Source organism: Bradyrhizobium sp. B097, assembly GCF_038957035.1.
Classification (GTDB): Bacteria; Pseudomonadota; Alphaproteobacteria; order Rhizobiales; family Xanthobacteraceae; genus Bradyrhizobium.
Map to the genome: position 1 here is coordinate 6,178,866 of NZ_CP152412.1, position 22,483 is coordinate 6,201,348.

The following is a 22,483-nucleotide window of genomic DNA, read 5'->3' on the forward strand; positions in this document are numbered from 1 at the left end:
CGAAGAAAGCTGGGGCCCAAACCGTTCACGACACCACCAGTCGTGGTTATGGGTCCCGGCATTCGCCGGGACGACGCTGTGGCTAGCCGCTATTCCGCAACCCGGCCGAGATCCCGTTGATCGTGATCTGAATCCCGCGCAGCACCTGCTCGTCGGGGTTCTGCGCGCGATGCTCCTTCAGCAGCTCGACCTGCACATGATTGAGCGGGTCGAGATAGGGGAAGCGGTTGCGGATGCCGCGCTCCAGCAGCGGGTTGCCTTGCAGCAGCCGGTCGTGGCCCATGATGTCGAGCAGCGTCTCGATCGAGAGATGCCACTCGCGGCGGATCTGGCCGAAGATTTTTTCGCGCAGCGCGACATCAGGCACAAGCTCGGCGTAACGCGAGGCGATCGCGATCGAGCTCTTCGCCAGCACCATGTCCATGTTGGAGAGCAGCGTGCGGAAGAACGGCCATTCCCTGTAGAGCTCCTGCAGGAACGGCATGCCCTGCTCGGGATGCCCGGCAATCCAGGTCTCGACCGCACTGCCGAAGCCATACCAGCCCGGCAGCATCAGCCGACATTGCGCCCAGGAGAACACCCACGGAATCGCGCGCAGGTCCTCGATCTCGCGGGTCTTCTTGCGCGAGGCCGGACGGCTGCCGATGTTCAAGGTCGCGATCTCGTTGATGACGGTCGAGCCCCAGAAATAGTCGGCAAAGCCTTCGGTTTCATAGACGAGACCACGATAAGCCTTGAAGGCGAGCGCGGAGAGCTGCTCCATCGCCTTGAGATATTCGGGGCGCGGCGCGCTGCGCCGCGGCTGCAACAGGCTGGTTTCCAGCGTGGCGGCAGCCAGGATCTCCAGATTGCTGCGGCCGACCTCGGCATTGGAATATTTCGAGGAGATGATCTCGCCCTGCTCGGTGATGCGGATCTGGCCGTTCACCGCGCCGCCGGGCTGCGCGATGATCGCGTCATAGCTCGGTCCGCCGCCGCGGCCGACCGAACCGCCGCGGCCATGGAACAGGCGCAGCCGCACGCCGTGGCGCTCGAACACCTCGACGAGGCCGATCTCGGCCTTGTAGAGCTCCCAGCCCGAGGTGACGAAGCCGCCATCCTTGTTGCTGTCGGAGTAACCGAGCATCACCTCCTGCACGCTGCCGAGGCTGTCGACCAGCTTGCGATAGTCGTGCAGCACCAGCATGCGGTCCATGATGCCGCTCGAGGCCTGCAGGTCCTCGATGGTCTCGAACAGCGGCACGATGTTGATGGCGCTGCGGCCGGACGGATTGACCAGCCCGACCTCCTTCAGTAGCACCGCGACCTCAAGCATGTCGGACATGCCCTTGCACATCGAGATGATGCACTGGGGGATCACCTCGGGGCCGAACTTGGCATGCGCCTCGGCCGCGGCGCGGAACACGGCGAGCTCGCTTTGGGTCTCCTCGGAATATTTGACGAAGGGCGAGGCCAGCGGCCGCGCGTTGCGCAATTCGCCGAGCAGCAGGTTGACGCGCGCGTCCTCGCCGAGCGCCAGATAGGACATGCCGGGATTTGCGGTATCGAGCAGCTCGGCGATGGTGCGTTCATGCACTGCCGAGTTTTGGCGGATGTCGAGCCGCGCCAGATGGAAGCCGAAGCAATCCACCGCGCGCCGCAACTGCCGCAGCCGGCCGCGCGCGATCACGCCGGAATTGTTGGCGATCAGCGAGCGATTGAGCACGTCGAGATCGGCCTGGAACTCATTCACGCTCGCATAGGGTTCGGCCTTGCCGACCGGCGGCCGCGTGGTCTCGACCTCGAGCCGCATGGCGGTCGCCGCGAGCCGCGCATAGATGCCCGATACCGCCAGACGATACGGCTCGCCGCTCCGATGCGGTGAGGTGTCCGGTGAGCGCTCGGCAAGGATGCGCAATTCGTCCGAGATGTCGGCGAGATGTGCCGCGAGCGAGAGCTCGGCGCCGAGCGTATGCAGCTGTTCGAGATAGAAGCTGAGGACCCGGCTCGACTGCAGCCGCAGCGTGCCGCGCATCACCTCGGCGGTGACAAACGGATTGCCGTCGCGGTCGCCGCCGATCCAGCTTCCCATCCGGAGGAACGAGGCGAGTTCGCCCGCCTCGCCGCCTTCATTGTTCAGGCGGTCCTCCAGCGCGCAGTGCACGCGCGGGACTTCCTGCAGGAAGGTGTAATCGTAGAACGACAGGCCGTTGGCGACCTCGTCGAGCACGGTGAGCTTGGTCCGGCGCAGCAGGTTGGTCTGCCACAACGTCACGACCGCGCGGCGCAGCTGCTCGTCGCTGGCTTCGCTCTCCTCCGGCGTCATCTGCAGCCGCTCACGGCGGTCAAGCAGGTCTGCGATCTCCATCTCGCGGTCCATCGTGCTCTTGCGGCGGACCTCGGTCGGATGCGCGGTCAGGACCGGGCTGACCAGCGCGCCTTTGAAAAAGCTGCGCAGGTCGGCCGGACTGATGCCGGCCTCGCGGGCATGGACCAGCGTCTGCTCCAGCGTGCTCGGCCGCGGCGCCCCGCTGGGGGCGCAGCTGCGCATCTGGCGAATGTTGTTCTGGTCCTCGGCAATGTTGGCGAGGTGGGAGAAATAGCTGAAGGCGCGGACGATCTGCAGCGTCTCGGCGATCGACATGCCGTCGAGGATGCCTTCCAGCTCCCGCCGTGCCAGCTTGTCCTCGTCGCGATGGAACCGGACCGAGGTCTGGCGGATGCGCTCGACCAGGTCGAACACGTCGGCCCCTTCCTGGTCGCGCACCGTATCGCCCAGCACGCGCCCCAGGAGCCGGATGTCGTTCCGGAGCCGGGCATCCTCCTCTTGTGCCGCCTTCTCAAGGAGACTGGCTTCTGCGGCGCTCCTGGCACCGAGGTCGGTCTCGGAAGGCATGGTCTGGGGTGACATGGCGGGCTACTCCAGAGGCTGCCGGGTTCCTCCGGAGTGTGCGCTTTTTTTGCCGCAGCGCAAGATGAACTTGGAAGCGCTGCACCACTGCCGTCGTCCCTGCGAAAGCAGGGACCCATAACCACCGATATCCGAGGTTGGCATCGGATGGGGCCGCAGCTCGCGCAACGGAGACATCTGTGGTTATGGGTCCCGGGTCGCGCGGAGCCTGTCATCGGGCGGCGCTTCGCGCCGACCCGTTGGCTTGCCCGGGACGACAGGCTTCTTTGCGGCCCTAGATCCTCCGCCCCGCCCGCTCCCAATACGGATCGCGCAGCCGGCGCTTGAAAATCTTTCCGGAATCCTCCCGCGGCAAATTGGTCTGGATCTCGATGTGCTTGGGCACCTTGTAGTCGGCGAGCGCGGTCTTGAGCTGGGCGCGGACCGAGGCGATGTCGAGCGTGACGCCCGGCTGCGGCTCGACCACCGCCATCAGCGCCTCGCCGAATTCCGCGTCGGGAATGCCGAACACCGCGCAATCATGCACGCCGGGGACCGCATGTAGCACGGCCTCGATCTCGGCCGGATAGATGTTGACGCCGCCCGATATCACCATGTCGCGCTTGCGGTCGCAGATGAAGACGTAGCCGTCCGCGTCGATATAGCCGACATCGCCCGAGGTGATGAATCCCTGCCGGTCGATCTCGGCGCGCTTCTCCGACTTGTTGTGATAGGTGAAATCGGGATTGCCCGCGATCCGCGAGTAGATCTCGCCGATCTGCCCCTGCGGCACCTCCTTGCCGTCGTCGCCGATGAAGCGCAGTTCGGCGCCGGGCGAGATCTTTCCGACCGTACCGGGCTTCTTCAGCGCGTCCTCGGAATTGGCGAACGTCACCGCACCTGACTCGGTCGATCCGTAGAATTCGTAGATCACCGGTCCCCACCATTCGATCATGGCGCGCTTGACGTCGGGCGGACAGGGCGCGGCGGCATGGATGATGTGGCGGAGCGACGACATGTCGTACTTCCGGCGCACCTCCTCCGGCAGCTTCATCAGGCGGATGAACATCGTCGGCACCATGAAGATGGTGTCGATCTTCTCGCGCTCGATCAGCTGCAGAAACTCCTCCGCATCGAAACGCGGCATCAGCACCAGCGCGCCGCCGAGCTTGCCGGAACGCAGCCCGAACGAATTCGGCGCCGAGTGGTAGAGCGGTCCCGGCAGGATCGCGCGTGCCCCCGGTCTCAGGCCGTAGATCATCCCGCGCATCGCTTCCGCATTGGCGGTCTGTTCAGGCGTCGGCGCGAAGCGGCGCACGCCCTTCGGATGGCCCGTGGTACCCGAGGTATAGATCATGTTCTGCGGCTGCGGCACCACAGGGCCGTCATAGCGCGGGAACTGCGCGAGCCAGGATTCGAAATCGATTGCGAAATCTGGCGTCGCGAGATGATCGGGATTGATCCTGTAGTTGGCGAGGATTTCCGGCGGCGTCGGCACGCTGAGCACGGTGACATCAGCAGGGATCGCGCCGCGCAGCGGGTGCAGCATGTCGGCATGGCCGATCAGGACGCGCGTGCCGGAATCCGTCAGCACGTAGTTGATCTCCTCCGGCTTGAAGTGCCAGTTGATCGGCACGCCATAGGCGCCGAGCCGCATCGCCGCATAGGCCGCCTCGATGAAGGCGATGTCGTTGCGCATCAGCATGCAGACGCTGTCGCCCGGCTTGACGCCGAGCTTGTTCAGGCCACTCGCGATGCGCTCAGTGCGCTCGGCGACCGCAGCGTGATCGCGCCGGCGACCGCCGCTGACGATGCCGAGGAAGGGTTGGGACGTTTCCATTTGTCGCTGTCCGATCTGTCGTCGGGTTAAGTCGTCATTCCGGGGCGCGCAGAGCGCGAACTATGGTGCGCAATTGCGCACCTGAGAATCTCGAGATTCCGGGTCTGGTGCTAACGCACCATCCCGGAATGACGGCGTGACATTTACCCCGCATCGGCAAACCTTGGCGCGCGCTTCTCCAGATTGGCGCGCACGGACTCGGTCTGGTTCGGGCTGCCGAGCAGCTTCTGCTGCTCGACGGATTCCGCAAGCAGCGCGGCAGCCGGATCGACCGACAGATTGTTCAGCATCCGCTTCGCGGCACGGATCGCATCCGGGCTCTTGCCGGCGATCTCGCGCGCGACCTCGAGCGCGGCGGCGCGCGGATCGTCACAGACGCGGGTGGCGAGGCCGTAAGCCTGGGCTTCCTGCGCCGAGAAAATGCGGCCGGTGTAGGTCAGCTCGCGCAGGATATCGTCGCGTACCAGGCTCGCGAGGATCGGCGTGCCGGCCATGTCGGGAACGAGGCCCCATTTGATCTCCATGATCGACATCCGCGCATCCGGCGACAGGAAGCGCATGTCGGCGCCGAGCGCGAGCTGGAAGCCGCCGCCGAACGCGACGCCGTGGACCGCGGCGATCACGGGCACCGGAAGCTGGCGCCAGCCCCAGACCGCCTGCTGCGCGAAATTGGCCTTGCCGTGGGTACGGATGGTGAGGTCACGGTTTTCGCCGCCGGGCACCCCGTTACCGCCATCCTTCATGGCGGCGAACCGGCCCATGTCGAGGCCGGCGCAGAAGGCCCGGCCCTCGCCGGACAGCACGACCACCCGGACGCCTTTTTCCTTGGAAAGCCGGTCGGTTGCGGCGACCAATGCCTCGAACATCGCGGCATCGAGCGCGTTCATCTTGTCCGCCCGCACCAGGCGGACATCGGCGATACCGTCTGAAATCGATATCGAAACGCGATCTTCCATCATTCCCTCCGCTTTGTTCCTTGAGTTGGCGCTTTACACAAAGGCCGTTGTCCGCTTTTAGTCAATCGACCAATTAACTGACAACCCCCGTGGAGGAAACGATGTTCTCTGATCAGCTTCTTGCCGGGCGGCGCATACTGGTAACCGGTGGTGGCACCGGCCTTGGCAAGGCCATGGCCTCGCGGTTCCTGCAGCTCGGGGCCGAGGTGCATATCTGCGGCCGCCGCAAGAGCGTCTGCGACGAAACCGCCACCGAGCTGATGGCCGAGCACGGCGGACGTGTGGTCAGCCACGGCGTCGATATCCGCAACGCCATGGCCGTCGACGAGATGATCGAGTCGATCTGGACCACCAGCGGTCCCCTCACCGATCTCATCAACAACGCCGCCGGCAATTTCATCTCGCGTTCGGAAGAGCTCTCCGCGCGAGGCTTTGATGCAGTGGCCAACATCGTGATGCACGGCACCTTCTATGTGACGCATGCGGTGGGCCGGCGCTGGATCGCCGGCGGGCATCGCGGCAATGTGGTGTCGATCACCGTGACCTGGGTGCGCAACGGCTCGCCCTACGTGGTGCCATCGGCGATGAGCAAGTCGGCGATCCACGCCATGACCATGTCGCTCGCGATCGAATGGGGCCGTCACGGCATCCGCCTCAACACCATCGCGCCCGGCGAAATCCCGACCGAGGGCATGAGCAAGCGCATCAAGCCCGGTGACGAGGCCGGCGCGCGCACCAAGGCGATGAACCCGATGGGCCGCGTCGGCACCATGGAGGAGCTGCAGAACCTCGCCGTGTTCCTGATCTCCGGCGGCTGCGACTGGATCAACGGCGAGACCATCGCCATGGACGGCGCGCAGGCGCTGGCGATGGGCGGCAATTTCTATCAGCTGCGCGACTGGAGCGACGACGACTGGACCAAGGCGCGCGACTCGATCAAGGCCCAGAACGAGAAGGACCGCGCGGCGCGGGGCTGAAGCCCGCGCTTGCGCCTCAACCTCAACCGTCGTCCCTGCGAAAGCAGGGACCCATAACCACGCCTCGAAAACACCGAGCACGCTGGGGCCACAGCGCAGCTGACAACCCAATCCTGTGGTTATGGGTCCCGGCCTGCGCCGGGACGACGATGTTGAAATAGCGCGGTCACCTCCCCCGTATTGTTTTTCCTGCGCGATGCCGCCACACTCCGCACAATCAAAACAAGACGTCACGGGGGAAACATGTCCGACGCGCCGAAACTGAGCAACCTCGCCGACATGGTGCGCGACCGCGCCAAGGGTCGCGGCGATGCGCTGGCCTATGAGTTCGAGGGCCGGCAGACCAGCTTCGCCGAGTTCGACGTCAAGACCAACCGGGTTGCCAATGCGCTGATCGCGATGGGCATCAAGAAAGGCGAGCGCATCGCCTATCTCGGCAAGAACAGCGACTTCTATTTTGAATTGCTGATGGGTGCGATGAAGGCCGGCGCGGTGATGGCGCCCGTGAACTGGCGCCTCGCCGGCCCCGAGGTCGCCTTCATCGTCGACGACTGCAGGGCTCCCGTCCTGTTCGTCGGTCCGGAGTTCATCACGCAGGCGCGCAACATCAGGGACAAGCTGCCCAGCGTCCGCACCGTGATCACCACCGAGGGCGGCGCGCCGGAATGGCCCGATTATCTCGCCTGGCGCGACGCCCAGAGCGGCGACGACCCGCGCGTTGCGATCGAGCCGAAGGACATCGCGATCCAGCTCTACACCTCGGGCACCACGGGCAAGCCGAAGGGCGCGATGCTGTCGCACGCCAACTTCCTCAATCTGGTGCAGAGCGGCAACGAGGCCGAGAAGCCGGAATGGAACCGGTGGACCACCGACGACGTCTCGCTGGTTGCGATGCCGATCTTCCACATCGGCGGCTCCGGCTGGGGCGTGATGGGGCTCTATCACGGCGCCCGCGGCGTGATCGCCCGCGAGTTCGACCCAACCAAGGTGCTCGACTTCTTCGAGCAGTCCGGCATCACCAAGCTGTTCATGGTGCCGGCCGCGATGCAGTTCGTGGTGCGGCAGCCGCGCGCGCGGCAGGTCGACTTTTCCCGCTTGAAGTACATGCTTTATGGCGCCTCGCCGATCCCGGCGGCGTTGCTGAAGGAATGCATCGAGGTCTTCAAATGCGGCTTCGTGCAGATGTACGGCATGACCGAGACCACCGGCACCATCGTCGCGCTGCCGCCCGAGGATCACGTCGAGGGGCTCGACCGCATGCGCTCCGCCGGCAAGGCGCTGCCCGGCATCGAGCTTGCGATCCTCGATCCGGACGGCAAGCCGCTGCCGCCGGGCGAGGTCGGCGAGATCGCCACCCGCTCCGGCTCCAACATGGCCGGCTACTGGAATCTGCCCGAGGCCACCGCGCGCACCATCGATAGCGACGGCTGGCTGCGCACCGGCGATGCCGGCTACATGGACAGTGACGGCTATCTCTACATCCACGACCGCATCAAGGACATGATCATCTCCGGCGGCGAGAACATCTATCCGGCCGAAGTCGAGAGCGCGCTGTGCGATCACCCTGACGTCGCGGAAGCCGCCGTGATCGGCATTCCCGATGACAAATGGGGCGAGGCGGTGAAAGCCGTGGTGGTGATGAAGCCGGGCAAGAGCGCGACCGCGACCGACATCATCAACTTCACCCGCGAGCGGATCGCCGGATACAAGACGCCGAAATCGGTCGACTTCATCCCGGCGCTGCCGCGCAATCCGTCGGGTAAGATCCTGCGGCGGAATTTGCGCGATCCGTATTGGGTGGGGAAGGACCGGCAGGTGAATTAGCTCCCCCTGTCGTCCCGGCGAAGGCCGGGACCCATAACCACCGTTGTTCATTGTCTAGCGACGCTGGGGCCACATCTCATTCAACCAATAGCCGATTGTGGTTATGGGTCCCTGCTTTCGCAGGGACGACGGTGAGGAGAGTGGTCAGCCTCACGTCTTCTTCATCCTCTCCCGCAAGACGCGCCAGCGCTCCTGCGCCTCTTTCGGCCACACCTCTCGCCGATCGTAATACTCCGCGAACACCTTGGCGCCCGGCGGGAACGTCACCCACGGCTGCTTCGACGAGGTGAAGATGTGGACATCAGGCGGGCACAGGCTCGGATCATCCAGCGTGCCGACGCGGACGAACCGCACCGCCGGTCCCGAGCCCGGATAATTGCTCCACACCGCGACCTTGCAGCGTGGGCAGCGCGCGATCTTCTGCCCCTTGCCGCTCGCCGACGGCGTGTCCACGATCTCGGGCTCGGCTGCGATGTGCTCGACCCGCTCGGCCTCGTACATCGCGTTGAGCGCGTGCACGGTGCCGGTCTCGCGCTGGCACCAGGTGCAATGGCAGGCGTGCACGATCAGCGGCCTGCCGGTGAGGCGGTAGCGGACGTTTCTGCAGGTGCATCCACCTTCCATGCCGTACCGCCTCTAGATCCTTGTTTGACGCGTTTTCTTCACGCGAACCGGTATCCACTTCGCTCGAAAACGCTTTGGTGCCTCAATGCTTGCCGGCGCCCATGTAGCCGAACAGGAAGCCCGCCACCTTGCGCTTCTGGATCTCCTCGCTGCCTTCGGTGATGCGGTAGCGGCGGTGATGGCGGTAGATGTGCTCGAACGGCTTGTGCCGCGAATAGCCCATGCCGCCATGCACCTGCATCGCGCGGTCGGCGGCCTCGCAGCAGAGACGGTTTGCCCAGAAATTGCACATCGAGACCCGGTCCGACAGCGTGTGCTCGACCTGCGCCTGGGTCAGCTGATCCATCTCCCAGGCGGTCTTGCGGATCAACAGCCGCAGCATCTCGGCCTGGGTCGCAAGCTCGACCAGCGGCCACTGGATCGCCTGGTTCTCCGCCAGCGCCTTGCCGAACGGCTTGCGCTCGCGCGCATACTTGACGCTCTCATTGATGCAATAGACCGCAGCGCCGAGCGAGCTTGCCGCCTGGCGGATGCGGTTCTCATGCACGAAGCATTGCGCCAGCGACAGGCCGCGGCCGACCTCGCCGAACTGCGCATCCTCAGGCACGAACACGTCGGTGAAGCTGACCCGCGGATGATCGGTCGGCATGTTGAAGGTCCACATGTACTCCTCGACCTTCACGCCCGCCGACTTCGCCGGCACCAGGAAGCAGGAGATGCCGCGCGCGTCGCCGTCATTGCCGGAGGTGCGGGCAAACAGCGCGCAGTGGGTCGCGACATGCATGCCGGTGGTCCACATCTTCTCGCCATTGATGATCCAGCCCTTGACGTTGTCACGCGTCGCCGGCACCGCTTTGGTTTCCATATGCGTGGCATCGGAACCGTGCTCGGGCTCCGTCAGACCGAATGTGATGCGGTACTTGCCGGTGATCGAGCCGTCGATCATCGCCTTCTGCTCGTCGGTTCCATAGCGGTCGAGCATGGTGACAATCGGCAGATTGCCGACGATCGAGTGCTCGTTCTGCAGATCGTTGTGCAGGCCGAGACCCTTGGAGGCAAAATGCTCGCGGATGACAGCCATCCAGAGGTTGGAGCCGTCCTTGCCGCCGTAACGCTTCGGGATCGCGAAGCGCAGATGGCCCGCGGCGTCAGCCAGGTTCTTGACCTTGCGCAGCAAGAGCTCCCATTCACGGCGCGGCAGGCCGCCCTTGTCGAAATCCGTGCGCGCCCATTCACGGCGATGGTCGAAGAAGCGGATGTTGTCGTCAGCCGCTTCCAGCGGCTTGATCTCGCGGTCGATGAACTGATCGAGCTCGGCGAGATAGGCTGTCAGCTCAGCCGGCAGATTGAAATCCAAGGCGGTCACTCCCGAAGATATTGTTGATTCTGGTTTTGCGTTTAGGCGCTATCGCGCATCCGCGGTCGGACCGATTAAGGTGAGAAGCGCGCGGCCAAGTCAAGCAGGCCGGTGGCGCTTGCGCGCGCGGGCGCGTTGCGTAATTGGATGGCGCGGAACGAGGCGCAGGCGGTAGGATAGTGGCCATATTCTTCGCCGCAGAAAATCGACGGGAGCAAACATGGATCTGAAATTCTCCAAGGTGACGCGCAAGGGTCCCATCACCATCGTGACGCTGTCGCGGCCCGAGGTTTACAATGCGCTGCATATCGACGCGCATTTCGAGCTCAACAAGGTGTTCGACGAGTTCTCCGCCGACCCCGAGCAGTGGGTCGCGATCGTCACCGGCGCCGGCGACAAGGCGTTCTGCGCGGGCAACGACCTGAAATGGCAGGCCGCGGGCGGCAAGCGCGGCTGGGACAAGGGCGGCTTCGCCGGGCTGACCAGCCGCTTCGACTGCGACAAGCCGATCATCGCCGCCGTCAACGGCGTCGCAATGGGCGGCGGGTTCGAGATCGCGCTGGCCTGCGACCTGATCATTGCGTCGGAGAATGCCACCTTCGCCCTGCCCGAGCCGCGCGTCGGCCTCGCGGCGCTTGCCGGCGGAGTCCACCGCTTGCCGCGCCAGATCGGGCTGAAGCGCGCCATGGGCATGATCCTGACCGCGCGCCATGTCAGCGCCAAGGAAGGCCTCGAGCTCGGCTTCGTCAACGAGGTGGTGCCGCAGGGCGAGGCGCTGGCCGCCGCCGAGCGCTGGGCCGAGACCATCGCCAAGAACTCGCCGATGTCGATCCGCGCCTCCAAGCAGGCGATCCAGAAGGGCCTCGAAGTCTCGCTCGAGCAGGCGCTGGCCGAGCAGCGCGACTATCCGGCGGTGAAGGCGATGGCCGCTTCGCAGGATTACATCGAGGGCCCGAAGGCGTTCTCGGAGAAGCGCCCGCCGAAGTGGCTGGGACGGTAAACGCTCTCTCCACTCGTCGTCCCGGCGCAGGCCGGGACCCATACTCCGCGCCCAGTGTTGTGAACGGGACCGTCGTTCCGGCAGTGCGCAACAATCGATATTCGTGGTAATGGGTCCCGGCCTTCGCCGGGACGACGTCGGATGTATTGCGGCCTGTTGAACGCAGCGATACCCATCAGCGCCATCCGTGTGTCGCAATGGGTTTCGCTTCGCTCTACCCATCCTACCTATTCCCCAACTCCCTCTTGTAGGACGCGTAGTTCGGCTGATCGACGGCCAGCTTGTCCATCGTGGTCTGCCAGAGATGCTCCGATAACCCTTGCGTTGTCAGATCGACCTCCCCGCTTGCGATCTTCTCCGACAGCACGCGGTTGAGCTCCATCAGCGTGCCATCCGCGCCGAGCAGCGCCTTCAGCCGCGCGGCCTCGGTCGCATTGCCGGCCTCGGCGAGCGCGAGCTGCCGCGTCACCAGATCGAGCGCGTTGATACCGACGCGCAGCTTGAAGCTGTTGTGCCCCTTGATTGCAGGCGCGATCTCGTTGCGCAGGAAATCGGCGACCGCCTTGATCAGTTCGGTGGGTGTCGGTTCGTCCTGCATCTCATTTGCTCTTTCTTTTGCGCATGATCGATTCCGAAAACCGGATGCCACTTTTCGGGATCATGCGCGCGGTACGAGTAACCTAAGCAGATCGATCTCGGTCTCCGACGCGCGGCGCCCGATCATCGCGCGCTCCATCGAGTGATCGGGGCCCAGGCGGAAGCGCTGCATCATGCCGCAGCACATCACGCCCCAGCGCAGCGTGCCCATCACTTCCCAGAACATCACGCGGTCGGGGTCGGCTTTGCGGCCGGTTTCTTCATAGCCTGCGAACAGATCCTCACGAGAGCCGAAGCCGCCGACCGGCTTGTCGATCTCGCCGAAGCGCCACGAATTGACGCAGATCCAGCCGAGATCCTCCATGGGATCGCCGGTATGCGCGAGCTCCCAGTCGAGCACCGCGCGCACCCCGTCGGGGCCGATGATCAGATTGCCGTGGCGGAAATCGCCGTGCACCAACGTCACCTCGGACGACGGACCGGGATCGTGATCGCGCAGCCAGCGCAGCGCCAGTTCGAACACCGGCCGCGGCCAGTTGAAGCTGTGATATTCACGGGCGAGATCTTCGATCTCCTTGGTCGCTGTCAGGCTGCGCAGCTGCGGCAGTTTTGCCTGCGGCAAGCCGTGAATGCCGGCAATGACGCGGCCGAGCTGGCGCGCCAGCATCGGCCGCGCCTTGGCAAATTCCTCGTCGCGCAAAATTTTCCGCGCGATGGTCTCGCCTTCAACCCGCGCCATGATGAAGCCGCGGCCAAGGCCATCCTCCGGCGTCAACACATGCATCACCTTCGGCGACGGCAGGCCCGCGTCATGCGCGAGCTGCATCAGCGAGGCCTCGGCATCGAGGCCGGCGGCGCGGCCGGGCGCGGCACCGTAGCCCGGCGGCGCGCGGCGCAGGATCGCGCCGATCGTGCCGTTCGGGTGCACGATGTCGAACGTCCAGGTCTCCTGGCTGGCGCCGCCGGAGAGCTTTGCGGCGCCGGTGACGCCGGTCGCGCCAGGATGAAACGAGGCGACGCAGTGGGTGAGTTCGGTCTCGATCATTTGCCCTTGAACTTCGCCGGCCGCTTCTCGAGGAACGCGGTGACACCTTCCTTGAAATCCTCGGCGCTGCCGGCGATCCGCTGCGACTCGAATTCCTGGTTGAGCTGCTCCTCGAATGAATTCTCCGGGCTGTCCCAGTAGAGCTTGCGGATCAGCGACAGCGCGACGGTGGGGCCGTTGGCCAGATCGTGTGCCAGCTTCATGGTCTCCTCCATCAGCGCGCCATCGTCATAGACGCGGTTGACGAGGCCCCATTCCAGCGCCTTCTCGGCCGGCAGCCGCTCGCCGAGCAGCGACAGCTCGACCGAGCGCGCCTTGCCGATCAGCCGCGGCAGCAGCCAGGTCGAGCCGCAATCCGGCACCAGGCCGATCCGGCGGAACGCCTGCAGGAAATAGGACGAGCGCGCGCACAGGATGAGGTCGCCCATCAGTGCGAAGCTCATGCCGGCGCCGGCAGCCGGCCCGTTCACCGCCGTCACGATCGGACAGTGCAGCTTACGCAATCGGCGCAGGAACGGATGGAACGCGGTCTCCAGTGCTGCGCCGGCGTTGCTCTTGCCGGGCTTCTGCTGCTGATTGCGGCCCTGCAGATTGGCGCCGGTGCAGAAGGCGCGGCCCGCACCGGTGATCACCAGGCAGCGCACCTCGTCGCGCTTGTCGTCGATCGCATCGAGCGCCTCGGCAAGGCCGCCCAGCATGTCGATCGAGACCGCGTTCATGACTTCCTGATGGTCGAGTTTCAGGATCGCGACCGATCCGTCGAAGTCGAGCGTGACGTGTTTGAACTGCATGGTTTCCTCTTTACGTTGCTGCGGCGGTTGGTACCGCAGTAGGTCGATGCTTCGACCCATATTTGATTTTTGTGCCGGGCTTGTCCATGGTCGGCGGCAAGCCCATCCGTGAACGCGTGATTAGCGCGCACCAAACCAAATGGAAACCCCAATGAGTGGCATCTTCGATCTCACCGGCCGCGTCGCTGTCATCACTGGCGGCAATGGCGGCATCGGCCTCGGCATCGCGCAGGCGTTGAACGCCGCCGGCTGCAACGTCGCGATCTGGGGCCGCAACGCGGAAAAAAACGCCAACGCCGCGGCCTCGATGAAGGCCGGCCCCGGCAAGGTCGCAACCCAATTCTGCGACGTCACCGATCCCGGCTCGGTCAAGACCGCGATGAAGGCGACGCTCGACACCTTCGGCCGCGTCGACGGCTGCTTCGCCAATGCCGGCATCGGCGGCGGCGGACGCCGCTCCTTCATCGACCGCACCGAGGAGGAATGGCGCAGGATGTTCGCGACCAATCTCGACGGCGTGTTTCACGTATTCCAGGCTGCGGCACGCCACATGACCGAGCGCGCCGAGGCCGGCGACAAGTTCGGCCGGCTGGTGGCGACCTCGAGCCTCGCCTCGCTGTTCGGCACCGCGCGCAACGAGCACTATGCCGGCACCAAGGCCGCCCTGAACGCGCTGTGCCGCGCGCTCGGCGTCGAGCTTGCGCGTCATGGCGTCACCGCGAATGCGATCCTGCCCGGCTGGATCAAGAGCGACATGACCGCCGGCATCATGGCCAACGACAAGTTCGTCGCCAATGTGATGCCGCGCATCCCGGTACGCCGCTTCGGCGAACCGAGCGATTTCGGCGGCATCGCCGTCTACCTCATGAGCAAGGCGTCGTCCTATCATACAGCGGATTGCTTCGTGATCGACGGCGGGTATACGGCGTTCTAGCCTGGCTCTTGCCGCATCACCGGTGTCGTCCCTGCGAAAGCAGGGACCCATAGCCACAGGGTTGAGTTGTTAAAGAAGGTTCTGGCCCCAGCATCGCGCAACAATGAGCATTTGGGGTCCCGGCCATCGCTGGGACGACAGCGAGGATCGTCCTCGATTCAATCTGTCAAACAGCTTGTTCGGTGTCATCACCCGCGCATGCGGGTGATCCAGTATTCCAGAGACAGCGCTGCTTGAACCGAGAAGCCTCGGCGTACTGGATCGCCCGGTCGAGCCGGGCGATGACAGATGTGGGTGGGACGTAGTTGCCGGGCTCTCGCTTCGCTCGCCCCGGAATGACGAGAGTGGTCCGCATCAGAACCGCACGCGACGCAGCGTCGCTTCCGTCGCGGCAAAACTGCTGCTAAGCGTTCGAGCGGCAAGCACGCAACAAGGCGTCTTTCGTCGACAAACAGGGAGGATATTTCAGATGTTTTCACACGTGATGGTTGGCACCAACGATCTGGACAAGGCCAAGGCGTTTTATGATGCGCTGCTCGGCACGCTCGATGTCCGGCCGGCCCGGGTCGACGGTCACCGCATTATGTACCTCACCAAGGCCGGCATTTTCATGGTTTCCAAGCCGATCAACGGCGAACCGGCGACGCACGCCAATGGCGGCACGATCGGCTTCGCCTGCTCTTCGCCGGAGCAGGTCCATGCCTGGCACGCGGCCGGCGTCGCCAATGGCGGCAAGCCCTGCGAGGATCCGCCGGGCGTACGCGAGGGCAATGGCATCAAGCTCTACCTCGCCTATTTGCGCGACCTCGACGGCAACAAGATCTGCGCCATGCATCGGATGACCTAATCGGCATCCGCCGGAATCTCTCACGCTGTACGCGGCGGCGTTCAAACAACGTTTGAAACGCCGTCGCGATATTCCGCGATGCGGTAGGGATGATCGGAAAATCGGTACTCGCGCTTCGCGTCGCACGCGTTTATTGTCCGCCGCGAAACGCGCCTTCGCGACGGGAGAAACGACAAATGAAGCATGCCTATGTGCCGCGCACCACGAACTACACGCTCAATCCGGGCGACGAGCTCAACGACCTCCGCATGTCGGAAAAGGTCCGTCCGCTCTACGACCATGTGAAGCAGTTCATCCGCGACACAGTCGACCCGATGTCGGTCGAGTTCTATCGCGCCGGCGAGAAGAAGACCGACCGCTGGAGCTTTACGGCGGAGCAGCTCGCGATCCTGCAGAAGGCCAAGGACAAGGCCAAGGAAGTCGGTCTCTGGAACTTCTTCCTGCCCGACGCCGAAACCGGCGACGGCCTCAACAACCTCGACTACGCCTATATCGCCGCCGAGCTCGGCAAGAGCCCGCTGGCCTCCGAGACGATGAACTGCTCGGCGCCTGATACCGGCAACATGGAGGTGCTGGAGCGCGTCGGCACCAAGGCACAGAAGGAGAAGTGGCTGAAGCCGCTGCTCAACGGCGAGATCCGCTCGGCCTATGCGATGACCGAGCCGAACGTCGCCTCCTCCGACGCCAAGAATATCTCGACCACCGCAAAGCTGGTCGGCGACGAGTGGGTGATCAACGGCGAAAAGTATTACATCTCCGGCGCCGGCGATCCGCGCTGCAAGATCATGATCGTGATGGTGAAGACCAATCCCGACGCGGCGCCGAGCAAGCAGCAGTCGCAGATCCTGGTGCCGATCGACACCCCCGGCGTCGAGATCCTGGGCCCGATGCACGTGTTCGGCCATGACCATGCGCCGCGCGGCCACATGCATCTGCGCTTCAACAATGTGAAGGTGCCGAAGGAGAACATGCTGCTCGGCGAAGGCCGCGGCTTCGAGATCTCGCAGGTCCGCCTCGGACCGGGCCGCATCCATCACTGCATGCGCACCATCGGCAAGGCCGAGAAGGCGCTCGACATGATGGTGCAGCGCGGCCTCACCCGCGAAGCGTTCGGCAAGAAGATCGCCCATCTCGGCGGCAACATGCAGATCATCGCCCAGGCGCGCTGCGAGATCGAGGCGATGCGCCTGATGGTTTTGAAGGCGGCCAAGGCGATGGACGTGCTCGGCAACAAGGAAGCCCGCGTCTGGGTCTCGATGGTCAAGGCCATGGTGCCCGAGCGCGCCTGCAAGGTGATCGACCAGGCGATCCAGATGCACGGCGCCACCGGCATCTCGCAATGGTCGCCGCTCGGCGAAATGTACCAGGACGTCCGCCATCTGCGCTTCGCCGACGGTCCGGACGAGGTGCACTGGATGGTGGTCGGCCGCCACGAGCTGAGCATGACGTAGTTTCCACTCCTCCCTCTCCCCGCGCTTTGCAGGGAGAGGGGCGCACTGCGAAAATATCGAAAACAACCCCATGCAAAGTAGCCGGCGGCGCGCCGGCATTCGACATGACAACTTGACATGTCGGGCAAATCAGCGGCATTATTCTATTATTCGGAAATTGCGCGGCGCGCCTCACCCGCGCTATGGGACGTGGCGGTAGCCATATGCGTGCGCCTGCCGCAAGCGGGGCGAGGCAAGAGTGCAAGAGACCAAATCTGCAAGGGCGGGTTCACGCGAGTGTAACCCGCCTTTTGCTTTCCGAGCCGCACGCGGCGGATTACGCTTCGCTACCCGCCCACCAAAGTTCCGGACAACCGCATGGAATACGCCGCAAGCGACCTCACCCAGCGCGAACGCTACAAGGTGCTGACCTCCTTCGTGCTGCCGCGACCGATCGCATGGGTAACAAGCCAAAACGCGGATGGCGTGGTCAATGGGGCGCCGTTCTCGTTCTTCAACGTATTCTGCGAAGACCCGCCGCTCTGCATGTTCGCGGTCAACCGCAGGCCGGATGGCCGCGAGAAGGACACTATGATCAACATCCAGCGCCTCGGCGAGTTCGTGGTCAACCTGACCGACGAGCCACTCGCGCGCGCGATGCACGAGACTTCGGGCGATTTCCCGCCCGAGATCGGCGAGCCCGACTATCTCGGGCTGAAGCTCGCGCCCTCCAGCAGGATCGCGGTGCCCCGGCTTGCCGACGCGCCTTTCGCGATGGAGTGCAAGACCTGGAAGCTGATCGACGTCAACGGCGACCGCCAGTTGATCATGGGCGAAGGCATCCACTTCCACATCCGCGACGAATTGTGGGATCGTGACGCGATGCGCGTCCACATGGAGCGCTACCACCCGATCGGCCGCATGTTCGCCGACCGCTACTGCCGCACCGACGACCGCGTGGTGTTTCCCGCACCCGAAGGCGCAAGGAAGAAATAGGACAAGACAATGAGCGAAGCATTCCGCGACAACCCGGCACAGAGCCGGTTCGAACTTGACGTCGATGGCACCACCGCCTTCGTGGTCTACCGCAAGACGCCGGATACGATCACGCTGGTGCATACCGTGGTGCCGCCTGAGCTCGGCGGCCGCGGCATCGGCTCAAAACTCGCCCGCGCGACGCTCGACGCCGTCCGCGCGCAGAACATCAAGCTCGTCGTGAAGTGCGAGTTCATTCAGGGCTTCATGAAGAAGCATCCGGAGTACGACGATCTGCTGGGGTGACGCGCCGATGCGTAGGGCGGGTTAGCGCAGCGTCTCACTCCGTCATGCCCGGCCTTGTGCCGGGCATCCACGTCTTTGCATCACGTGGAATGAAAGACGTGGATGGCCGGGACAAGCCCGGCCATGACCAGTTTTGTCACGACGCCGCCTGATCGCCGATCTTGTCCTGCGTCCTGGTCTCGAAATCGCCGGCGTCATGGCGCTCCTGGAGCTGGCTCGACGGCTCGCCCCAGGTGCGGTTGACCATGCGGCCGCGCTTCACCGCGGGCCGCGCCGCGATCGCGTCGGTCCAGCGCTGCACGTTCTTGTAATCCTGCACCGAGAGGAATTCGCCGCCGCCGTAAAGCAGGCCCTTGGCGAGGCTGCCGTACCACGGCCACACCGCCATGTCGGCGATGGTGTAGACATCACCCGCAAGATATTCGTTGTCGGCGAGCCTGCGGTCGAGCACGTCGAGCTGCCGCTTGACCTCCATCGCAAAGCGATCGATGGCGTATTCGATCTTGGTCGGCGCATAGGCATAGAAGTGCCCGAAGCCGCCGCCGAGATAGGGCGCCGAGCCCATCTGCCAGAACAGCCACGAGAAGGTTTCCGCGCGGGTCTTCACATCGCTCGGCAGGAACGCGCCGAACTTTTCCGCGAGGTAGACCAGGATCGAGCCCGACTCGAACACCCGGATCGGCTCCGGTCCGCTGCGGTCCATCAGCGCCGGGATCTTCGAATTCGGATTGACCGCAACGAAGCCGCTGCCGAACTGGTTGCCGTCGATCTTGATCAGCCAGGCGTCGTATTCCGCGCCCTTGTGACCCGCCGCGAGCAGCTCTTCCAGCATCACGGTGACCTTGACGCCGTTCGGCGTCGCCAGCGAGTACAGCTGCAGCGGATGACGGCCGACCGGCAATTCCTTGTCATGGGTCGGACCGGCGATCGGCCGGTTGATGCTGGCGAAGCGTCCGCCGCTCTCCTTGTTCCAGGTCCAGACTTTCGGTGGCTCGTAGGCAGAGGTGTCAGACACGTCGTTGGCTCCCGGTTCATGTTCTTCCAAGGTGGCGCGGCGGCCGCCGGATCCATCCCATGTCCGCACTAGATGGTGCGCACACTGCGCTTTGCCCACCCCGCGCGATCGCATTTTCTACCTTGCGGAATGCACAGCGAGGGATGCAGCCAGAGCAGCGCCTGCACGCAAGATCGCCGTAGCGGAAACCAGCTTGGCTTGACCATCCATGATGCGCTAGCGTCGCGGAAGCCTGATGCCAACAAGCACAAAAAACGGCTGCCGGGAGAAAACCAGTCCATGAAATCACCGATCTGCGACATGCTGGGAATTGAATTCCCTCTGCTGGCTTTCAGCCATTGCCGCGACGTGGTAGCGGCGGTCAGCCGCGCCGGCGGCTTCGGCGTGTTCGGCGCGACCCGGTACTTGCCGGAGACGCTGGAGCAGGAATTGAAATGGATCGACGATCACGTCGACGGCAAGCCCTACGGCATCGACGTGCTGATCCCCGAGAATATCTCGACCGCGGGTGAGAAGAACGTCACCTGGAAGAGCCTCGAGAAACGGGTCTCGCAGGAGCATCGCGATTTCACCCGCAATCTGCTCAAGAAATACAACATCGAGCTCACGGCGCAGAGCGTTGCCGACAACCAGCCGCAGCCGTTCGATGCCGAGACTGCGCTGCAATTGCTCGAGGTCTCGTTCCGCCATCCGATCCGGCTGATCGCCAACGCGCTCGGCGTGCCGCCGAAGGCGATGATCGAGATGGGCCGCAAGCACGGTGTGCCGGTGGCGGCGCTGGTCGGCTCCAAGGAGCATGCGCTGCGCCAGGTCGCGGCCGGTGTCGACATTCTGGTCGCGCAAGGCACCGAGGCTGGCGGCCATTGCGGCGAAGTCTCGACCATGGTGCTGGTGCCCGAGGTGATCAAGGCGGTCAGGAAGATCCACGACGTGCCGGTGCTCGCCGCCGGCGGCATCATGACCGGCAGCCAGATGGCGGCCTGCATGGCGATGGGCGCCGCCGGCGCCTGGACCGGCTCGGTGTGGCTTGCGACCGTGGAGTCGGAGACCTCGGAGATATTCCGCGAGAAGATGATCGCGGCCTCCTCGCGCGACGCCATCCGCTCGAAGGGCCGCACCGGCAAGCCGGCGCGGCAGCTCCGCTCGGTCTGGACCGACGCCTGGGACCGCTCGCCGGACAGCCCCGGCGCGCTGCCGATGCCGCTGCAAAGCATCATCAGCCGCGACGCCTTCAACGCCATCGACCGCGCCGCTGCCGCCGGCAACGAGAAGGCGCGCGATCTCGTCAGCTATTTCGTCGGCCAGGGCGTCGGCCTGGTCGACAGCGTGAAGTCGGCGGGCGCCGTGGTGCAGGAGTTCAAGGAAGATTTCGTCGAAGCCGTCGAGCACATGAACACGCTGGTGGCGGAGTAGCACAACAGCACAACCGTCATTGCGAGGAGCGAAGCGACGAAGCAATCCACCTCTCCCCGGGTCGAGATATGGATTGCTTCGCTTCGCTCGCAATGACGCCTAGAACAACTATCGAGCCCAATACCTCAGAGTGAAGCAACAAGAATGTCGAACAGCATCCCCGAAGACCGCATCCCCGTCATCGTCGGCGTCGGTGAGATCGTCGATCGTCCCAAGGACATCGCCGCAGGCCTCGAGCCGCTTGCCCTGCTGGAAGAGGCGCTGAAGCGCGCCGAGGCCGACAGCGGCGCCAAGCTGCTCCCCGACGTGCAATCGCTCGACGTCGTCAACTTCATGAGCTGGCGCTACCGCGACCCGGAGCAGCAGCTTGCGCAACGTCTCGGCATCGCACCCGCGCATCTTGGTTACGGTCCGATCAGCGGCGAAAGCCCGATCCGCTTTGTGCACGAGGCGGCGCTGCGCATCATGCGCGGCGAATGCAGCGTCGCCGCAGTCTGTGGTGCCGAGGCGCAGTCGACCGCGACGAAAGCGCAGCGCGCCGGCGTGGAGCTGCCCTGGACGCCGTTCGCACATGACGTCGAGGAGCCGAAACGCGGTGCCGCGTTCCAGAAGCCGATGGCCGTGACGCTCGGCGTGTTTAGGCCGATTACGGTCTATCCGCTCTATGAATCCGCAACATCTGCGCATTGGGGGCAGACCCCGCGCGAGGCGCTGAAGGAGTCCGGCGATCTGTGGTCGACCTATGCGCGCGTCGCGGCCTACAATCCGAACTCATGGCTCAAGAAGCGCTTCAGCGGCGAGCAGATCACGACGCCGACGCCGGACAACCGGATGATCGCCTGGCCCTACACAAAATTGATGGTGGCGAACCCGATGGTGAACATGGGCGGCGCGCTGATCCTGACCAGCCTCGCCAAGGCGCGTGCCGCCGGCGTGCCGGAAGACAAGCTGGTCTATCCGCTCGGCGGTGGCTACGCCGAAGAGCCGCGCGACTATCTGATCCGCGACCAGTTCGTCGAAAGCCACGCGCAGACCGCGGTGCTGAAGACTGTGATGGACCTCGTCGAAGGCGACGGCCGGAAGTTCGACGCGATCGAGCTCTATAGCTGCTTCCCCTGCGTGCCGAAGATGGCGCGCCGGACCCTGGGCCTGGGCCGCGACGTGCAGCCGACGGTGACCGGCGGCCTGACCTTCTTCGGTGCGCCGCTCGCCACCTACATGACGCATGCGGCTTGCGCGATGGTGCGTAAACTGAGAAACGGCGGGAAGCTCGGCTTGCTCTACGGCCAGGGCGGCTTCGTCACCAAGCACCACGGCCTCGTGTTGTCGCGCGTGGCGCCGAAGGCCGCGCTTGCGCAGGACATCAGCGTACAAGCGGAGGCCGACCGGCATCGCGGCACGGCGCCCCAATTCACGACCGAGGCCCGCGGCAAGGGCAAGGTCGAGGCCTTCACCGTGATCTATCGCGCCAATGGCGAGGTCGAGCACGGCGTCACCATGCTGCGCACCGAAGACGGAAGGCGCACGCTCGGCCGCATCCCGGCAAGCGACGCGGCGACGCTGACGCATCTGCAGGATATGGACCGCACGCCGGTCGGCACGCTCGGCGACATCGTCACGGCCGCTGACGGCATGTTGGAATGGAGGGTGGCGTAAGAACTCTTGCCGCGGGGGCGGTGCAAA

General features: G+C 64.6%; 19 protein-coding genes. 10 read left to right on the top strand and 9 right to left on the bottom strand.

All coding sequences use genetic code 11. From position 1 onward, the window contains the following. Window positions 1–82: 82 nt before the first annotated feature. The 3 genes from ppc to AAFG07_RS28830 form a co-directional block, all read right to left on the bottom strand. On the bottom strand, window positions 83–2,890 hold the full coding sequence (gene ppc, locus AAFG07_RS28820) for a phosphoenolpyruvate carboxylase (protein ID WP_342723166.1): 2,808 nt from the start codon (window positions 2,888–2,890) through the stop codon (window positions 83–85). Between the two features lie 274 nt (window positions 2,891–3,164). Then, window positions 3,165–4,709 (bottom strand): acyl-CoA synthetase, encoded by a 1,545-nt coding sequence (locus AAFG07_RS28825; RefSeq protein WP_342723167.1) that lies wholly within the window; start codon window positions 4,707–4,709, stop codon window positions 3,165–3,167. Between the two features lie 143 nt (window positions 4,710–4,852). Next, window positions 4,853–5,665, bottom strand: coding sequence for a crotonase/enoyl-CoA hydratase family protein (locus tag AAFG07_RS28830; RefSeq protein WP_342723168.1), 813 nt, complete (start codon window positions 5,663–5,665; stop codon window positions 4,853–4,855). A gap of 101 nt (window positions 5,666–5,766) precedes the next feature. Here AAFG07_RS28830 and AAFG07_RS28835 point away from each other — a divergent pair, with 101 nt between their 5' ends. Next, window positions 5,767–6,642, top strand: a complete 876-nt coding sequence (locus tag AAFG07_RS28835) for an SDR family oxidoreductase (protein WP_092125071.1) — start codon at window positions 5,767–5,769, stop codon at window positions 6,640–6,642. Between the two features lie 243 nt (window positions 6,643–6,885). Next, window positions 6,886–8,466 carry a fatty acid--CoA ligase gene (locus AAFG07_RS28840; RefSeq protein WP_342723169.1) on the top strand — a complete coding sequence of 527 codons (1,581 nt, stop codon included), beginning with the start codon at window positions 6,886–6,888 and terminating at the stop codon, window positions 8,464–8,466. 150 nt (window positions 8,467–8,616) lie between these two features. On the opposite strand, the gene AAFG07_RS28845 is transcribed toward AAFG07_RS28840, so the two are convergent. Together AAFG07_RS28845 and AAFG07_RS28850 are read right to left on the bottom strand one after the other, a co-directional pair. Next, window positions 8,617–9,090, bottom strand: a complete 474-nt coding sequence (locus AAFG07_RS28845; RefSeq protein ID WP_342723170.1) for a GFA family protein — start codon at window positions 9,088–9,090, stop codon at window positions 8,617–8,619. Between the two features lie 82 nt (window positions 9,091–9,172). After that, window positions 9,173–10,447 carry an acyl-CoA dehydrogenase family protein gene (locus AAFG07_RS28850; protein WP_342723171.1) on the bottom strand — a complete coding sequence of 425 codons (1,275 nt, stop codon included), beginning with the start codon at window positions 10,445–10,447 and terminating at the stop codon, window positions 9,173–9,175. 220 nt (window positions 10,448–10,667) lie between these two features. Here AAFG07_RS28850 and AAFG07_RS28855 point away from each other — a divergent pair, with 220 nt between their 5' ends. After that, a complete protein-coding gene (locus tag AAFG07_RS28855) occupies window positions 10,668–11,447 on the top strand; it encodes an enoyl-CoA hydratase-related protein (protein WP_342723172.1) in 780 nt (259 codons plus the stop codon). Between the two features lie 223 nt (window positions 11,448–11,670). Here AAFG07_RS28855 and AAFG07_RS28860 read toward each other — a convergent pair whose 3' ends face one another. Genes AAFG07_RS28860 through AAFG07_RS28870 form a run of 3 tightly spaced genes read right to left on the bottom strand, consistent with a single transcriptional unit; the run spans window position 11,671 to window position 13,880 of the window. Continuing rightward, window positions 11,671–12,045: a DUF6285 domain-containing protein gene (locus tag AAFG07_RS28860; protein WP_342723173.1), complete on the bottom strand. Its 375-nt coding sequence runs from the start codon at window positions 12,043–12,045 to the stop codon at window positions 11,671–11,673. Between the two features lie 60 nt (window positions 12,046–12,105). Next, window positions 12,106–13,089, bottom strand: coding sequence for a phosphotransferase family protein (locus AAFG07_RS28865; protein WP_342723174.1), 984 nt, complete (start codon window positions 13,087–13,089; stop codon window positions 12,106–12,108). Continuing rightward, entirely contained in the window at window positions 13,086–13,880 is a 795-nt protein-coding gene (locus AAFG07_RS28870; RefSeq protein WP_342723175.1) for an enoyl-CoA hydratase/isomerase, read from the bottom strand. The genes AAFG07_RS28865 and AAFG07_RS28870 overlap by 4 nt, the downstream gene beginning before the upstream one ends. Before the next feature lie 151 nt (window positions 13,881–14,031). Here AAFG07_RS28870 and AAFG07_RS28875 point away from each other — a divergent pair, with 151 nt between their 5' ends. The 5 genes from AAFG07_RS28875 (at window position 14,032) to AAFG07_RS28895 (ending at window position 18,372) form a co-directional block, all read left to right on the top strand. Then, a complete protein-coding gene (locus AAFG07_RS28875) occupies window positions 14,032–14,814 on the top strand; it encodes an SDR family oxidoreductase (RefSeq protein WP_092125065.1) in 783 nt (260 codons plus the stop codon). 469 nt (window positions 14,815–15,283) lie between these two features. Further along, window positions 15,284–15,661 carry a VOC family protein gene (locus AAFG07_RS28880; RefSeq protein ID WP_342723176.1) on the top strand — a complete coding sequence of 126 codons (378 nt, stop codon included), beginning with the start codon at window positions 15,284–15,286 and terminating at the stop codon, window positions 15,659–15,661. 176 nt (window positions 15,662–15,837) lie between these two features. Then, window positions 15,838–17,112 carry an acyl-CoA dehydrogenase family protein gene (locus tag AAFG07_RS28885; RefSeq protein WP_342723177.1) on the top strand — a complete coding sequence of 425 codons (1,275 nt, stop codon included), beginning with the start codon at window positions 15,838–15,840 and terminating at the stop codon, window positions 17,110–17,112. Between the two features lie 357 nt (window positions 17,113–17,469). After that, complete coding sequence (locus AAFG07_RS28890; protein ID WP_342723178.1) at window positions 17,470–18,087, top strand: flavin reductase family protein; 618 nt, start codon at window positions 17,470–17,472, stop codon at window positions 18,085–18,087. A 9-nt stretch (window positions 18,088–18,096) separates the two neighbouring features. Next, complete coding sequence (locus AAFG07_RS28895) at window positions 18,097–18,372, top strand: GNAT family N-acetyltransferase (RefSeq protein WP_342723179.1); 276 nt, start codon at window positions 18,097–18,099, stop codon at window positions 18,370–18,372. A 136-nt stretch (window positions 18,373–18,508) separates the two neighbouring features. On the opposite strand, the gene yghU is transcribed toward AAFG07_RS28895, so the two are convergent. After that, window positions 18,509–19,387 (bottom strand): glutathione-dependent disulfide-bond oxidoreductase, encoded by an 879-nt coding sequence (gene yghU / locus AAFG07_RS28900; RefSeq protein WP_342723180.1) that lies wholly within the window; start codon window positions 19,385–19,387, stop codon window positions 18,509–18,511. A gap of 279 nt (window positions 19,388–19,666) precedes the next feature. Between yghU and AAFG07_RS28905 the strand changes: the two genes are divergently transcribed. Together AAFG07_RS28905 and AAFG07_RS28910 are read left to right on the top strand one after the other, a co-directional pair. After that, window positions 19,667–20,800 (top strand): nitronate monooxygenase, encoded by a 1,134-nt coding sequence (locus AAFG07_RS28905; protein ID WP_342723182.1) that lies wholly within the window; start codon window positions 19,667–19,669, stop codon window positions 20,798–20,800. Between the two features lie 144 nt (window positions 20,801–20,944). Continuing rightward, complete coding sequence (locus AAFG07_RS28910; protein WP_342723183.1) at window positions 20,945–22,456, top strand: acetyl-CoA acetyltransferase; 1,512 nt, start codon at window positions 20,945–20,947, stop codon at window positions 22,454–22,456. The last annotated feature ends 27 nt before the right edge of the window (window positions 22,457–22,483 follow it).

Bases quoted from the DNA above. Each gene is read 5' to 3' on its own strand.
- ppc (WP_342723166.1), bottom strand. From the start codon at position 2,890: ATGTCACCCCAGACCATGCCTTCCGAGACCGACCTCGGTGCCAGGAGC.
- AAFG07_RS28825 (WP_342723167.1), bottom strand. From the start codon at position 4,709: ATGGAAACGTCCCAACCCTTCCTCGGCATCGTCAGCGGCGGTCGCCGG.
- AAFG07_RS28830 (WP_342723168.1), bottom strand. From the start codon at position 5,665: ATGGAAGATCGCGTTTCGATATCGATTTCAGACGGTATCGCCGATGTC.
- AAFG07_RS28835 (WP_092125071.1), top strand. From the start codon at position 5,767: ATGTTCTCTGATCAGCTTCTTGCCGGGCGGCGCATACTGGTAACCGGT.
- AAFG07_RS28840 (WP_342723169.1), top strand. From the start codon at position 6,886: ATGTCCGACGCGCCGAAACTGAGCAACCTCGCCGACATGGTGCGCGAC.
- AAFG07_RS28845 (WP_342723170.1), bottom strand. From the start codon at position 9,090: ATGGAAGGTGGATGCACCTGCAGAAACGTCCGCTACCGCCTCACCGGC.
- AAFG07_RS28855 (WP_342723172.1), top strand. From the start codon at position 10,668: ATGGATCTGAAATTCTCCAAGGTGACGCGCAAGGGTCCCATCACCATC.
- AAFG07_RS28860 (WP_342723173.1), bottom strand. From the start codon at position 12,045: ATGCAGGACGAACCGACACCCACCGAACTGATCAAGGCGGTCGCCGAT.
- AAFG07_RS28865 (WP_342723174.1), bottom strand. From the start codon at position 13,089: ATGATCGAGACCGAACTCACCCACTGCGTCGCCTCGTTTCATCCTGGC.
- AAFG07_RS28870 (WP_342723175.1), bottom strand. From the start codon at position 13,880: ATGCAGTTCAAACACGTCACGCTCGACTTCGACGGATCGGTCGCGATC.
- AAFG07_RS28875 (WP_092125065.1), top strand. From the start codon at position 14,032: ATGAGTGGCATCTTCGATCTCACCGGCCGCGTCGCTGTCATCACTGGC.
- AAFG07_RS28880 (WP_342723176.1), top strand. From the start codon at position 15,284: ATGTTTTCACACGTGATGGTTGGCACCAACGATCTGGACAAGGCCAAG.
- AAFG07_RS28885 (WP_342723177.1), top strand. From the start codon at position 15,838: ATGAAGCATGCCTATGTGCCGCGCACCACGAACTACACGCTCAATCCG.
- AAFG07_RS28890 (WP_342723178.1), top strand. From the start codon at position 17,470: ATGGAATACGCCGCAAGCGACCTCACCCAGCGCGAACGCTACAAGGTG.
- AAFG07_RS28895 (WP_342723179.1), top strand. From the start codon at position 18,097: ATGAGCGAAGCATTCCGCGACAACCCGGCACAGAGCCGGTTCGAACTT.
- AAFG07_RS28905 (WP_342723182.1), top strand. From the start codon at position 19,667: ATGAAATCACCGATCTGCGACATGCTGGGAATTGAATTCCCTCTGCTG.
- AAFG07_RS28910 (WP_342723183.1), top strand. From the start codon at position 20,945: ATGTCGAACAGCATCCCCGAAGACCGCATCCCCGTCATCGTCGGCGTC.